The sequence below is a fragment of the Actinomadura sp. 1N219 genome (assembly GCF_044326405.1).
Classification (GTDB): Bacteria; Actinomycetota; Actinomycetes; order Streptosporangiales; family Streptosporangiaceae; genus Spirillospora.
Map to the genome: position 1 here is coordinate 1 of NZ_JBIRAY010000018.1, position 12,707 is coordinate 12,707.

Consider the following 12,707-nt stretch of genomic DNA (forward strand, 5'->3'; position numbering starts at 1 on the left):
CTCTGCGCTTGGCCATGCGCACCCACCAGCCCCTCGAACAAGCCTCTTTGAGGAGATCTCATGAGTAACGACAACCTTCGCCTGGTCACGGTCATCTTGGACCGGTCAGGCTCCATGCAGGGCGTCAAGAACGACGCCGAGGGCGGCCTGAAAGCGTTCCTGCAGGCGCAGCACGAGGCCCCCGGCCTGACCCTGGTCACGCTGCGGCAGTTCGACAACCAGGTCGAGACCGTCTTCGAGCGGACCCCGCTGTACGACGTCCCGGACTTCACGCTGCACCCGCGCGGCACTACGGCGCTGCTGGACGCGATCGGGTCCACCGTCGCCGCGACCGAAGAGCACATGGCCACGCACATGACCGCGCACGAACGTCCCGGCGAGGTCGTCTACGTGATCGTCACCGACGGGTACGAGAACGCCTCCCGTGAGTGGACCGCGCAGCAGGTCAAGGACACCATCACCCGCCAGCGCGGCAGGGGCCGCGTGTTCGTGTTCCTCGGTGCGGACCAGGACGCGATCACCGTGGCGCACGGAATCGGCATCGGCGCCGAAACATCGCTGTCGTACTCCAGCCGCAACACCCGCGACTCGATGACCTCAGCGGGTCACACCGTGGCGCGCGGGTCCAGGTCGGGTGACTACTCCTTCACCGAGCAGGAGCGGACCAGGGCGGCCGGGTCATGACCCGGCCGCACCACGCCGGGGCTGAGGGAACCGCGGACGGGCTGTGGCCTCCAGTGGACGAACTCGATCGCGCCGGTGACACCCGACGCGTGCCCTGGGTTGGCGTGCCCGCCGACGAGGTGCCGGATGTGTCCGGGTGCGATGCGGCCGAGCAGGTTGTTGCCGGTGGCCGGATCGGCAGATCGTTCTCCCGGCTGGTGGCCGGTGCCCACCCACCCGACATCTGGGACGACCGGCCCGGGCTGGCCAAGCTGGCCGCCTACGCCCGGCACGGCGCCGGCGCACCCGAGAACGGGCCGCTGCGCACCGGCCAGATCTGGTGGTTCCGGCTGGTGTGCCTGCCGATCACCACGTGGGCCTATTGGAAGGCGTGGGCGTTGGAGCGCCCTCTGCGCGGCGCGCCGTTCCTGATCGTCCAGGTCTGGTGGTGGCTGCTCAACATCGCCGTCTTCTTCCACCTGCTGTGAGACACCCAAGAGAAAGGAGCCGATCAATGGATGCTGTTGCCGATCTGGTGGCCGGGCTCGACGGGGTGGACCTGCCGAGCATCGTGCTCAACCTGGTGTTCCTGACGCTTCCCGGGCTGGCCCTGGCCAAGGGCCTCAAGCGGTTCCGCACCCCCAGCCAGGACCCCGGCGGCATGGGCGGCGGCGGGCGCGGCGGCCAAGCGAAAGCGCACCTGCAGCGGGCGGGCGGGCAGGTCGCCTCCCTCGTCACCATCGTCGCGGTGCTGACCGCCGGGCTCGGCCTGGTCCCCCTCGTCAGGGCGGGCTACGAGCTGGTGGCCGGTGTCGATGAGGCGGCCCCCGCGGTGGTCGGCGTCATCGTGCTGGCGGTGCTGCTGGTCAAGGGACTGGTGATGGCCCGCGACCTGATGGACGGCAAGGTCGACCGGCCGCTTTTGTGGCTGGCGCCGGTGCCGCTGCTGGCGCTGCTGGTCTGGGTCGCGCCGGTGGTCGCCGACCAGATCACCGACCAGGCCGGTAAGACTGCCCGGATGGTCGTGGACCAGGCCAAGACGGACGTGCAGGACCGCGACGCCGAGCAACCCTCCGACGACAAGAAGGACGACGAGCCGGACAACGGTGAGAAGGGCCGATGAGCAGGGTCGCCGCCGCTGCCGCAGTGGCGGGCACGCTCGCCGTGGCCTGCATCAACCCCGGTGTGTTCCGCGAGATCCCGATGCTGGGCGAGCTGGCCACCGCCGTCGTCTCCTTCACCGACGCCGCTGGTGCCGGCGAAGGAGACGGCGGGGGCGGCAAACCCCGCAGAGGCGACCCCGGCGCGGACGGCAAGGACGGGCCGGACGGCGCCGCCGGTGACGGCGGTCCCGGTGTCCCGGCGGCCTACCGCGCGCTGTACAAGTCGGCCGCCGCCGATTCGTGTGTGGACTGGCAGGTGCTGGCGGCGATCGGTTACGTCGAATCGCGGCACGGAGCCAACACCGGTCCCAGCTCGGCGGGGGCGCTGGGGCCGATGCAGTTCATGCCCGCCACCTGGCGTTCCTACGGCCGCGACGGCGACGGCGACGGCGACAAGGACGTCCACGACCCCGCCGACGCGATCCCGGCCGCCGCCGCCTACCTGTGCGCGCACGGCGCCGCCACCGACCTGCGCAAGGCCCTGTGGCACTACAACCACTCGCAGCGCTACGTCGACCACGTCCTGGCCGTGGCCGACCGGCTGCGCTGACCGCCCAGCCGACCACACCTGAAAGGGGGAACCCCGAAGTGAACCAGCGACTCCAGCGGCTCGGGCGGGACCTGCACACCACCGTGGAGTGGCGGCTGCGCGCCCAGATGCTGCCGCACTACCTCACCGCCGCGGTGCTGGCGGCGGGCCTCACCGTGGCCAACCTTCCGGCGCATGTGTCGGCCACCGGCACCGCACTGGGTGCCGCATGCCTGACCGCCGTTGTGGCAGGGGTGGCGATGTGGCGGATGCGGTCGACCCGATGGCGGCCGTGGACCCCACGCGCGGCCATCACCGCCGCCGCGGTGGCCGGATGGCTGACGGCCGCCGCACTGACCGGCCTGGGCCCGATCCTGGCCGCGGCGCTGGTCACCGCAGAGATCATGCTGGCCGCCCGATGGTGGCAGCACCACCGCCCCGGATACCCCGACCCATCCCGGCCTGCTGCCGACCACCCCCATACCCACGCCGACGACCGGCACCAGGCGACCCAACCGGCCGCCGAACCGGCCCCGGAACCGGAGCAGGATCCGGCCGTGCCCCCCGACCGGCAGGTGAATGCCACCGTCGACCTCGATACGGCACTGCCCGCCCCCCAAGATTCCCCTGCGGCCAGCGCCGAAGACGACGCTGCGGCCGGCCCCGCGGACGGCGGAGCCGACGATGACGCACCCCAGGTGATCGTCGACGAACTGCGACGGCATGGGGTGCGCGCCGCCGTGGTGGGGGCGACGGCGGGCCCGCAGGTGATCCGCTACAGCCTCGCGCTGGGCGATGGCATCAAGATCTCCAAGGTCCGCGCCCTGGTGGAGAACCTCGGCGTCGCGCTCGGCCGCGCCAACCTACGGCTCATCGCCCCCATGCCCGGACAGCCGGGCGTGGTCGGCCTGGAGGTACCCACCCCCCATCGGCGACCCGTGCACCTGGCCGATGTGTTGCGCTCACCGGCCGCCGCCAGCGAGCACCATCCGATGACCGTCGGGCTCGGACAGGACGTCGAGGGCCGTCCGGTGGTGGTCAACCTGGCCACGATGCCGCACATCCTCATCGCGGGCGCCACCGGCGCAGGCAAATCCACCGCGCTGAACACCATCATCGCCTCGATCCTGGTCCGCGCCGCCCCGGACGAAGTGCGGATGATCCTCATCGACCCCAAACGGGTCGAGCTGACGATGTACCAGGGCATCCCGCACCTGATCACGCCGATCATCACCAACCCCAAGAAGGCCGCCGAGGCGCTGCAATGGGTGGTCGGCGAAATGGACCGCCGCTACGACGACCTGGCCGCCTCCGGATACCGGCACATCGACGACTTCAACCGGGCGGTGAGCGCGGGCGAGATGACCGCGCCTCCCGGGTCGGACCGGGTGTACACGCCCTACCCCTACCTGCTGGTGATCGTGGATGAACTCGCCGACCTGATGATGATCGCGCCACGCGATGTGGAGGATTCGGTCGTGCGCATCACCCAGCTCGCCCGCGCCGCCGGGATCCACCTGGTGCTGGCCACCCAGCGGCCCAGCGTGGACGTGGTCACCGGGCTGATCAAGGCCAACGTGCCGTCCCGGCTGACGTTCGCGGTCTCCTCCCTGGCCGACAGCCGTGTGATCCTCGACCAGCCGGGCGCCGAGAAACTGCTCGGCGCCGGTGACGCGCTGCTGGCACCGGCTGGGGCCTCCCAGCACACCCGCCTGCAAGGCGCACTCATCACCGGCGACCAGATCACCCAGGTCGTCCAGCAGGCCCAATCGGCGTACCCGGCCACCCCGCCGCACACCGACCTGAACCCCCCGGACCCCGACGGGCCAGGCCCGCAGACCGCGACCGACCCGCTGACCACGACCCAAGAGCAGGTCATGCAGGTGATCAGAGCGGCACCGGCGACCACCGCCCAGATCCACACCCGCACCGGGCTGCCCGAACACCAGGTCGAAGAACTGCTGAGCCAGCTCACCCGGTTCGGCTACGTCGTCAAGCCCGCAGACCACTACGAGATCCCTTAACCCGGGGCCACACCTGGGGCGACGGACGACACCGCCGCCCCGGGGCCGCGCCCTGCGCGAAAACACGCCCCCCGATCCGTCAGGAGGTACCCCGGTGGCCCATGCCGCAGGCCGGTTCGCCCGCATCGCCCTGGTCAGCGTGCTGGCCTACCACATCAGCACCATCGCCCGCGACGACGCCAACGGCGACGACACCGACCACGCCCGCCCCAAGGCCGCGGCCGGAGCCGGACTCGGCCGGCGCATCATCGCCGAAGCCAAAACACAACGCGGCGTCCCCTACTCCTGGGGCGGCGGCGGCCCCCGCGGCAAAAGCCGCGGAATCTGCTGCTCACCCGGCGGATACGACGGCCGCGAAACCACCGGGTTCGACTGCTCCGGACTCGTCCAATACGCCGTCTACCAGGCATCAAACGGCCGCATCACCCTGCCCCGCGTCGCCCACGACCAAGTCCGACGCGGCAAACCCGTCACCCGTGACTCGATGCGGCCCGGCGACCTGATCGGCTTCGACCACGGCCAAGGCATCACCCACATCGGCATCTACATCGGCGACGGCCGCATGATCCACGCACCCCAAACCGGCGACGTCGTCAAGACCTCACCCCTGGCACCCCGCAAACACCAGCGATGGACCATCCGCAGGATCCGGTAACCCAGCCCACCGGCGCCTCCCCTCCACCCAAGGGACCAGCGCACCTCGGCCGACGAGACTCGAACGAAATTCTCGCCAGAACACAAGAGCGCCAGAAAGGCAAGAGAAAGGGACAGCATGGCACTACATGACGAACGGCATCTGGCATTTAACGACATCACGAGTTCCGACCGCTCCAGCGTCGACGTCGGCAGAATCCCTCGCAGAGTTCGGGCACGGATCGTGGCACTGGCCCGAACCCCCAATTGGGGTCCGGAGGAAATCTTCGATCAGATGCGCACCGAGGGGCACAGGGTCAGTCTCGATGAGATCTGCTCAGTGACGAGCAGCAATTAGCCGTCTCTGGTGCTGCGTCCTGGCGGCCATCGCCCCGTGGTGGCCGCCTCACGGAACACCAGAACCATCACCGGTGCCATCCGGGCAGCCGGGCCAGAAATGGAGGTAGCAATGAGTGGCTACGTGTACGACGACCCATTCCCCGTCCCCTTCGTGCCGTGCGAGAGGTGCAACTTCCGGCGCAAAGGCCGGCTTGGGAGCGACGGCTGGTTCACGTGCCCCTCCGGCCACAGGTGGAAGTTTGAGTGTCAGCACCCGGGCTGCCCCGACCCGCTCAGGATACGGGGGGGCAAACTGATCTGCAGGAATGGCCACGAGGGCGTGCACGTGCGATAAGGAGAATCTGTTCCGCCCGCCGGGGACCCGGCGGGCGGAACGGCATCACCACGCCCATGGGTCGCGCACCGGAAACACGGGCGACGCGCATCGCCTCGCCGACCTCCGCAACCGCGCCACCACCCCGGACACCTGACCGGCGAACGGCCCTGACCAGCGCCAGAACCCGGACCAGCCATAGGCCGGTCCGGGTCTTCCTATGCCCGCCACGTCCCACCGGCCCCTGAAGCCCCCGCCAGCAGCCCGGTGCGGGGCTCCCTACCTCACCCCCGGCACCAGGAAGGCGCCATCATGCCCAACCCGCACGACTATCCGCCCGTCGAGCAATGGCCGATGGTCACCCCGCCCGACTGCCCCCTCTGCCAACGCCCTGCCGACGTGACGTGGATCGGACCCGCCACCTACCACGACGGCGCCGAAGTGAACGCCTGGCACTGCCACGGCTGCCGCCACGACTGGCACATTCCCGTCACCCGCTGGCCCGTCGAAAGCGGCCCAGATTGCCCCTACTGCCTCACACAGGACACCTGCTGGGCCGCGCACGCCCCCGACACCCCCGGCGATCTGTGGACGTGCGAGAACGCCCACGAGTTCGTCCTGACCCCCGGCGGCGACGTCGTCCAGCCGAAGGACCCGGCATGAGCGAGCGCAGTGCGATCGAGTGGACCGACGCCACCTGGAACCCCGTCACCGGCTGCGACAAGGTCTCGCCCGGGTGTGACCACTGCTACGCCGAGACATTCGCCGAACGCTGGCGGGGCGTGCCCGGCCACCACTTCGAGCACGGGTTCGACCTGACGCTGCGGCCCGAGCGGCTCGGCCAGCCGCTCAAGTGGCGGGCGCCGCGGCGGGTGTTCGTCAACTCCATGTCCGACCTGTTCCACCCCGCCGTCCCGGACGAGTTCATCGCCCGCGTGCTCGCCGTGATGCTCACCGCGCCCTGGCACACCTTCCAGGTCCTCACCAAACGGCACGCGCGCATGCGGTCCCTGCTGCGCGACTCCCGGCTCACCGCCGCGGTGTACGAGCGGGCCGCCGCCGACTACGGGCTAGACCCCGTGCCGGCGCCGTTGCGGCGGTGGCCGCTGCCGAACGTGTGGCTCGGGGTGTCGGCCGAGAACCAGCGGTGGGCCGAGATCCGCGTTCCCGCCCTGATCGAGACGCCAGCCGCGGTGCGGTTCGTGTCGGCCGAACCGCTGCTGGGGCCGATCGACCTGACACGCGCGGTGTGGACGTGCGGCAGCGAACGCGGCCATGGGCTCACCGCCTCCTACGTCCATTGGGGCTGCTGCGACCGGTTCCACGGCCTGGACTGGGTCATCACCGGCGGCGAGTCCGGCCCCGGTGCCCGGCCCGCGCACCCCGACTGGTTCCGGTCCCTGCGTGACCAGTGCGCCGCCGCCGGGGTGGCCTACTTCCACAAGCAGCACGGCGCGCACACCTGGCAGCCCCCGGCCCCGGGCCACGCCCCGGCCCTGTACGTCAACGCCGCCACCGGCGCCACCCGCCCGCCCGGCGACGTGCCCGAATCCGGACAGTGGGCGCCGGTGTGGCGCGTCGGCAAGAAGCACGCCGGGCGAATGCTGGACGGCCACATCCACAACGACACGCCCGCCGGGAGTGCCGCATGAACCGCCCACCCAAGCAAGCGTCGAACGTGGCCGCTCCCGACGCGTCGCGACGAGCTGGAGGCGACGCGTCGCGTAGGACCGGCGCGACGCTACGGCTGTGCGCCTGGTGCGAGCAGCCGATCCCATCGGCGATGCGGCGGGATGCGGTGTGCTGCTCGGTGCGCTGCCGGCAGGCACGGCACCGGTTCAACCGCACCGTCGGCACCCCCACCGGCGCCGGTGGGCCCGGTGAAGGCGTCACGGGCGGCCGCCCGATACGGCTGGCCTACGCCGACCCGCCGTATCCGGGCAACGCGCGGCTGTACCGCGACCACCCCGACTACGCCGGTGAGGTCGACCACGCCGCCCTCATCGACGGCCTGGCGGGCTACGACGGGTGGGCGCTGTCGACCTCGGCCGCTGCGCTGCCCGCCGTGCTGGCCCTGTGCCCGCCCGGCGTCCGGGTGGCCGCCTGGCACCGCGGCGAGCGCGCCACCGCGGCGCGGTGGCCGCTGAACGCCTGGGAACCGGTCATTTACACCCACGGCCGCCCCACCGACGCGCCGCGTCTGTCGCCGACAGACGCGACGCGTCGAGTGGACTCCCTGGTGCACGGGGTCTCGCCCATGACCACGCTGCCCGGCCGCGTGATCGGCGCCAAACCGGCCGCGTTCTGCCGCTGGATCTTCGACCTCCTCGGCGCCGCCCCCGGCGACACCCTCGACGACCTGTTCCCCGGCTCCGGCGCCGTGACCCGCGCCTGGGCCGCCTTCACCACCCCGCCCGACCCGTCGCGTCTGTCGACGACAGACGCGACGCCTCAGGCCCTACCTGACGCGTCGTCTGAGGCCCTGGCAGACGCGTCGCGTCCCGCCGCGGCGCAATCCGACGCGTCGTCACCACCAGGTGAAGCCGACGCATCGCCCGCGCGATCGCAACGCGTCGTGCCCGCCGGCGAACCCGACACCTACCGACCCGCCGGGAGTGATGCCGCATGACGGACATGATCGGCCGCCGCTACCTCGACCCCGGCGACCGGCTGTCAGGCCGCAAGCACCCGCCCGAGGTCGTGACGGTCCTGACCCGGTGGGGACCCGGCGGTGGACCGCGCAACGTGCTCATCCGCCGTCCGAACGGCGCCCGCGCCGTCATCCCATTCCCGCGCCGTCTCCGCCGCCTGAACGGAAACATGCCATGACCGACCTCGCGCCGCTGCGCGTCGTCTCCGCGCGCCCCGCCGAGGACGAGCTGGACGCGCCACCACACAGCATCGACGCCGAACAGCACGGTCTCGGCGCGGTCATGTTGTCCCGGGCCTTGCCACCGTTGTTCTGGACGGGCGTTCCTGCCCCGGCTTGGGTCTTTGGGACCCGCCGGACAGAGCCCTACGCCATCGACTGGCCCGCGTTCCCGTCGTTCACCACGATGGGCCAGGTCCGGAACCTGCGGCCTGCGCTGACCGATGCCGCGATGGACTCGGGCGGGTTCACGCTGGTGTCCAAGTATGGGGAGTGGCCGGTCACCCCTGCGCAGTACGTGAGGTTCCTGCGCCGTTACACCGCCGAGTCGGGCCGTCTCGTCTGGGCTTCTCCGCAGGATTGGATGTGCGAGCCCGAGATCATCACTGGCGGGCGGCGCGGGCTGGAGGTCTACGCCGGAACTGGGCTGTCGGTGGCCGAACACCAGCGGCTCACCGTGGAGAACTACCTCACCCTGCGGACCCTCGCACCGGAGTTGCCGATCATCCCCGTGGTGCAGGGATGGGAGGTCCACGAGTACGAGCGCTGTGTCGAGTTGTATGACGCCCACGGCGTTGACCTGCGCACCGAGCCACTGGTGGGCGTTGGGTCAGTCTGCCGCCGCGCGGACACCCCGATCGGTGCGGCGATCTTCGCGACGCTGGCCAGGGCGGGTTTGCGGATGCACGGGTTCGGCGTCCACACCCGCGCCATCCTGCGGATCCTGCGAGCGCTGGCCGAGATCGGCCGGATAGACGCTCTGGTCAGTACCGACAGCATGGCGTGGTCCGCGCTTGCGCGGCGTCGCAGCCTCCGCCTGCCCGGCTGTCGCCACGGCGTGACCGGTGACGGCAACTGCGCGAACTGCCCGGTGTGGGCGGGTTTGTGGCGGGGCGATCTCCTGACCGACATCGACCGGTGGTACCGGGACCTGACCACCGGGCCGGTACAGCTCGCGATGGGCGGCGCGGCATAGCCCGCGCCGCTGCCGACCTCACCCGAGGGGAGCCCAGCGTGACCAACCTTCAACCACCGCCCCCCGGCCTGCTGGTGCGCTACGCGCTGGCGTGCGCCGCCCGCGGCTGGCGCGTCTTCCCACTCGCCCCCGGCGACAAGGAACCGCCCCACGGGGTGCGGTGGACCCGCACCGCCACCACCGACCCCGAGGTGATCCGACGGATGTGGGCGCGCCGCCCCTACAACATCGGGATCGCCTGCGGACCGTCCCGCCTGCTGGTGATCGACCTCGACATGCCCAAGCCCGGCCAGCAACCGCCGCCCGAGTGGGCGGTGCCCGGCGTCAACGACGGGTCCGATGTGTTCGCGCTGGTGTGCGAACAGGCCGGGGAGCCGATGCCGCTGGAGACCTTCCAGGTCCGGACCCGGCGCGGCGGGTTTCACCTGTACTTCACCGCCCCGGACGGCATCCGGCTGACCAACACCTCCGACGACCGAGGGAACGGACTGGGATGGAAGGTCGACACCCGCGGCGACGGCGGATATGTCGTCGGTCCCGGATCCTTTGTCGACCAGCCGGACGGCACCGGCACCTATCAGCCGATCCACAAGGTAACCCCGGCACCACTGCCCGGATGGTTGGCCGAACGGCTCCGCCCGGCGCCGCTGCCGCCCCAACGCCCGGTCACCGTCGCCCTGGCCACCGGCCGCCGCGGCGCCTACCTGCACAAGGCGGTCACGGCCAGCCTGGACGCCGTGGCCGCCGCGCCCGAGGGCAACCGCAACGCCACCCTGTACGGCGCCGCCGTCGCCCTCGGCCAGCTGGTGGCCGGGGGTGCCCTGGACCCCGACGACACCGAGCAACTGCTGACTGCTGCCGCCGTGCGCACCGGGCTGGCCGAACGGCCCGCCCGCCGGACCATCCGGTCCGGGTTCCGCGCCGGCACCCAACGCCCGAGGAGCGTGCCCGCATGACCCAGGAGGGTGGACCAAACACCGACCGCCCGAGCCTGCACGTCGGCTCCGGCCCCGAAACCATCCGCGTCCTCAAGACCGAACTCGCGCGCGGGACGCTGCCCGACACCTACGTCTCCGCCGGGTCCCTGGTGCACATGGAAACCGTCTCCGGTGGCCAGACCAGCCCGGCCGCCGACGAAGACTCGCCGCTGCCGGTCACCGCCAGCCCGATCACCCCGGCCACCCTGGCCGGGCTGCTGGCCGAACACGCCTACGTCTACCGGCTCCGGTCCCGCAAGACCAGCAACGGCGACACCGAGACCTACGAGGAGGAGGTCACCCCGCCCCGCGACATCCTGGCCTCGGTGCTGGCCGGCAAGACCTGGCCCGACCTGGCGTCGCTGCGCGGCGTGATCGGCGCCCCGGTGCTCCGCCGCGACGGCACCCTGCTGCAACGACCCGGCTACGACCCCGCGACCGGCCTGTACCTGGCATCCAAGGTCGCGCTGCCGCTCGTCCCGGACCGGCCCACCACCGACCAAGTCAACGAAGCGCGCAACTTCGTGCTGAACCGGTTCCTGCGGGACTTCCCGTGGTCCAGCCCGGCCGACCGGGCGAACTACCTCGCGCTGCTGGTCACGCCGATCTTGCGGCACTTCACCCGGTCGCTGACGCCGTTCGCGTTGATCGATGCCACCATGCCCGCCTCCGGCAAGAGCATCCTGACCGGCGGTCCCGGCATGCTCTACGGGCAGCGCGTCATCCCGTGGGCCTACACCGAGGAGGAACTCCGCAAGTCCATCACCGCCGTCCTGGCCGAACAGGTCGGCGTGGTGGTCTGGGACAACCTCGCCGAGGGCACCGTGATCGACTCGGCTACCCTGGCGCTGCTGGTCACCGCCGGGGTGTGGTCCGATCGCCAGCTGGGCGCGTCCCGCAACATCGCCACCGTCAACGACCGGCTGTGGATGGCCACCGGCAACAACCTCCAGGTCGGCGGGGACATGGCCTCGCGCACCGTGCGGGTGCACCTGGACCCCAACATGCCCCGGCCTGAGCAACGCGACCAATCCCGGTTCGGGATCCCGCACCTGGACCAATGGATCACCGCCCCCGCCAATCAGCTCAAAGTGTTGTGGCACCTGCTGGTGCTGGTCCTGGACTGGACCGGCAACGGCGCGCCGCGCGCCGACACGGTCTCGATGCGGCAGTTCACCCCATGGGCGCAAGCCCTCGGCGGGTTCCTGGCCCACCACGGCATCGAGGGGTTCCTGGCCAACGCCGCCGATGTGCGCGGCATCGATGAGGACGAAACCCGGTGGCGGGCGTTCATGGCCTGCTGGCACAGCCTGCACGGCGCGCGACGCATGACCGCCGCCGAGTTGCGCCGCTCCGGGGAGCCCGACCGGATCGGGCTGGACGAAGACGACCGGTGGGACGGCCAGTTCATCACCACCCACACCGGCCGCCTGCCCAACGCGCTGTCCCTCGGCCGCCTGCTCACCGGGCAGGCCGGACGGTGGCGTGGGAACTACGTCATCCGGACGGGCAAGGCCGAGTCCGGCGACCGCAACGTGTTCTGGGTCGAACACCACGACGGAGAGTCCCATGCGTGACCGGTCCCGGAACCCGCTGAAACATCTCCGAAGCTCCGAAGCTCCGAAGACTGTGCCGCCACCTGCACAAACACCTTCGGAGATAGCAACAGCCAGCAGTCGCCCATCTCCGAAGCTCCGAGCCGGTTCCGGAGATAGACCCCCGATTTCGGAGATGGCCAGAGCCCCACCACACCCATCTCCGAAGACGTCCCAGCAGGTCAGGCCCGCAACTTCGGAGCTTCGGAGCTTCGGAGATGTTTCAGCCCCTCCCACACAGAGCAACGGCCGCCCCCACCTCCGGGGGCGGCCGTTCCTCGTTCACCCACGCTCAGACGGCCCCGGCGGACACACCACCAAGCACACCCGCCGGGGCCTCCCTCACCAATGGAGGTCGCCCCATCATGTCCGAACAGCCGCTGACCGTGCCGCCCGACATGCGCCTGTTCAAGGTCGAAGACGTCATGACCCTTCTGTCGCTCGGCCGCAACACCATCTTCGAACTCATCCGCTCCGGCCGCCTGCGATCGGTCAAGGAAGGGCGCTCCCGCCTCATCCCCGGGACGGCCATCACCGAGTACATCCAGCTCTTGGAGCGGGAGGCCGAACACGCCGCCTGATTCCCGTCCATCCGCCAAGAAAGG

General features: G+C 70.9%; 14 protein-coding genes. All 14 read left to right on the forward strand.

Features of this window, described 5'->3' with window-relative positions; genetic code table 11:
- The first annotated feature begins 60 nt into the window (after positions 1-60).
- The 14 genes from ACH35V_RS36790 to ACH35V_RS36855 all read left to right on the forward strand — a co-directional run bounded on the left by ACH35V_RS36790 (position 61) and on the right by ACH35V_RS36855 (position 12,683).
- The gene (locus tag ACH35V_RS36790) at positions 61-684 is read left to right on the forward strand and encodes a hypothetical protein (protein ID WP_395979494.1); all 624 of its coding nucleotides are present in this window, start codon (positions 61-63) and stop codon (positions 682-684) included.
- Between the two features lie 53 nt (positions 685-737).
- Entirely contained in the window at positions 738-1,151 is a 414-nt protein-coding gene (locus ACH35V_RS36795) for a hypothetical protein (RefSeq protein ID WP_395979495.1), read from the forward strand.
- Positions 1,152-1,177: 26 nt separating this feature from the next.
- Positions 1,178-1,786, forward strand: a complete 609-nt coding sequence (locus tag ACH35V_RS36800) for a hypothetical protein (protein WP_395979496.1) — start codon at positions 1,178-1,180, stop codon at positions 1,784-1,786.
- Positions 1,783-2,376, forward strand: a complete 594-nt coding sequence (locus ACH35V_RS36805; RefSeq protein WP_395979497.1) for a lytic murein transglycosylase — start codon at positions 1,783-1,785, stop codon at positions 2,374-2,376. The genes ACH35V_RS36800 and ACH35V_RS36805 overlap by 4 nt, the downstream gene beginning before the upstream one ends.
- Positions 2,377-2,414: 38 nt before the next feature.
- Positions 2,415-4,379 carry a DNA translocase FtsK gene (locus ACH35V_RS36810; protein WP_395979498.1) on the forward strand — a complete coding sequence of 655 codons (1,965 nt, stop codon included), beginning with the start codon at positions 2,415-2,417 and terminating at the stop codon, positions 4,377-4,379.
- Between the two features lie 94 nt (positions 4,380-4,473).
- Positions 4,474-5,034, forward strand: coding sequence for a C40 family peptidase (locus ACH35V_RS36815; RefSeq protein ID WP_395979499.1), 561 nt, complete (start codon positions 4,474-4,476; stop codon positions 5,032-5,034).
- A 963-nt stretch (positions 5,035-5,997) separates the two neighbouring features.
- Positions 5,998-6,348, forward strand: coding sequence for a hypothetical protein (locus ACH35V_RS36820; protein WP_395979500.1), 351 nt, complete (start codon positions 5,998-6,000; stop codon positions 6,346-6,348).
- A complete protein-coding gene (locus ACH35V_RS36825) occupies positions 6,345-7,337 on the forward strand; it encodes a DUF5131 family protein (protein ID WP_395979501.1) in 993 nt (330 codons plus the stop codon). Before ACH35V_RS36820 ends, ACH35V_RS36825 begins: the two co-directional genes overlap by 4 nt.
- Complete coding sequence (locus ACH35V_RS36830) at positions 7,334-8,314, forward strand: hypothetical protein (RefSeq protein ID WP_395979502.1); 981 nt, start codon at positions 7,334-7,336, stop codon at positions 8,312-8,314. Before ACH35V_RS36825 ends, ACH35V_RS36830 begins: the two co-directional genes overlap by 4 nt.
- Complete coding sequence (locus ACH35V_RS36835) at positions 8,311-8,514, forward strand: hypothetical protein (protein WP_395979503.1); 204 nt, start codon at positions 8,311-8,313, stop codon at positions 8,512-8,514. The genes ACH35V_RS36830 and ACH35V_RS36835 overlap by 4 nt, the downstream gene beginning before the upstream one ends.
- The gene (locus ACH35V_RS36840) at positions 8,511-9,530 is read left to right on the forward strand and encodes a hypothetical protein (protein ID WP_395979504.1); all 1,020 of its coding nucleotides are present in this window, start codon (positions 8,511-8,513) and stop codon (positions 9,528-9,530) included. Before ACH35V_RS36835 ends, ACH35V_RS36840 begins: the two co-directional genes overlap by 4 nt.
- Positions 9,531-9,568: 38 nt before the next feature.
- Entirely contained in the window at positions 9,569-10,486 is a 918-nt protein-coding gene (locus tag ACH35V_RS36845; RefSeq protein WP_395979505.1) for a bifunctional DNA primase/polymerase, read from the forward strand.
- Positions 10,483-12,084 carry a hypothetical protein gene (locus ACH35V_RS36850; RefSeq protein WP_395979506.1) on the forward strand — a complete coding sequence of 534 codons (1,602 nt, stop codon included), beginning with the start codon at positions 10,483-10,485 and terminating at the stop codon, positions 12,082-12,084. The genes ACH35V_RS36845 and ACH35V_RS36850 overlap by 4 nt, the downstream gene beginning before the upstream one ends.
- Before the next feature lie 383 nt (positions 12,085-12,467).
- Positions 12,468-12,683 (forward strand): helix-turn-helix domain-containing protein, encoded by a 216-nt coding sequence (locus tag ACH35V_RS36855; RefSeq protein ID WP_395979507.1) that lies wholly within the window; start codon positions 12,468-12,470, stop codon positions 12,681-12,683.
- Positions 12,684-12,707: the final 24 nt, after the last annotated feature.

What these genes read in the sequence shown, in the direction of transcription:
- ACH35V_RS36800 (WP_395979496.1), top strand. Translation starts at nt 1,178, where the DNA reads ATGGATGCTGTTGCCGATCTGGTGGCCGGGCTCGACGGGGTGGACCTG.
- ACH35V_RS36850 (WP_395979506.1), top strand. Translation starts at nt 10,483, where the DNA reads ATGACCCAGGAGGGTGGACCAAACACCGACCGCCCGAGCCTGCACGTC.
- ACH35V_RS36805 (WP_395979497.1), top strand. Translation starts at nt 1,783, where the DNA reads ATGAGCAGGGTCGCCGCCGCTGCCGCAGTGGCGGGCACGCTCGCCGTG.
- ACH35V_RS36825 (WP_395979501.1), top strand. Translation starts at nt 6,345, where the DNA reads ATGAGCGAGCGCAGTGCGATCGAGTGGACCGACGCCACCTGGAACCCC.
- ACH35V_RS36790 (WP_395979494.1), top strand. Translation starts at nt 61, where the DNA reads ATGAGTAACGACAACCTTCGCCTGGTCACGGTCATCTTGGACCGGTCA.
- ACH35V_RS36830 (WP_395979502.1), top strand. Translation starts at nt 7,334, where the DNA reads ATGAACCGCCCACCCAAGCAAGCGTCGAACGTGGCCGCTCCCGACGCG.
- ACH35V_RS36820 (WP_395979500.1), top strand. Translation starts at nt 5,998, where the DNA reads ATGCCCAACCCGCACGACTATCCGCCCGTCGAGCAATGGCCGATGGTC.
- ACH35V_RS36840 (WP_395979504.1), top strand. Translation starts at nt 8,511, where the DNA reads ATGACCGACCTCGCGCCGCTGCGCGTCGTCTCCGCGCGCCCCGCCGAG.
- ACH35V_RS36835 (WP_395979503.1), top strand. Translation starts at nt 8,311, where the DNA reads ATGACGGACATGATCGGCCGCCGCTACCTCGACCCCGGCGACCGGCTG.
- ACH35V_RS36855 (WP_395979507.1), top strand. Translation starts at nt 12,468, where the DNA reads ATGTCCGAACAGCCGCTGACCGTGCCGCCCGACATGCGCCTGTTCAAG.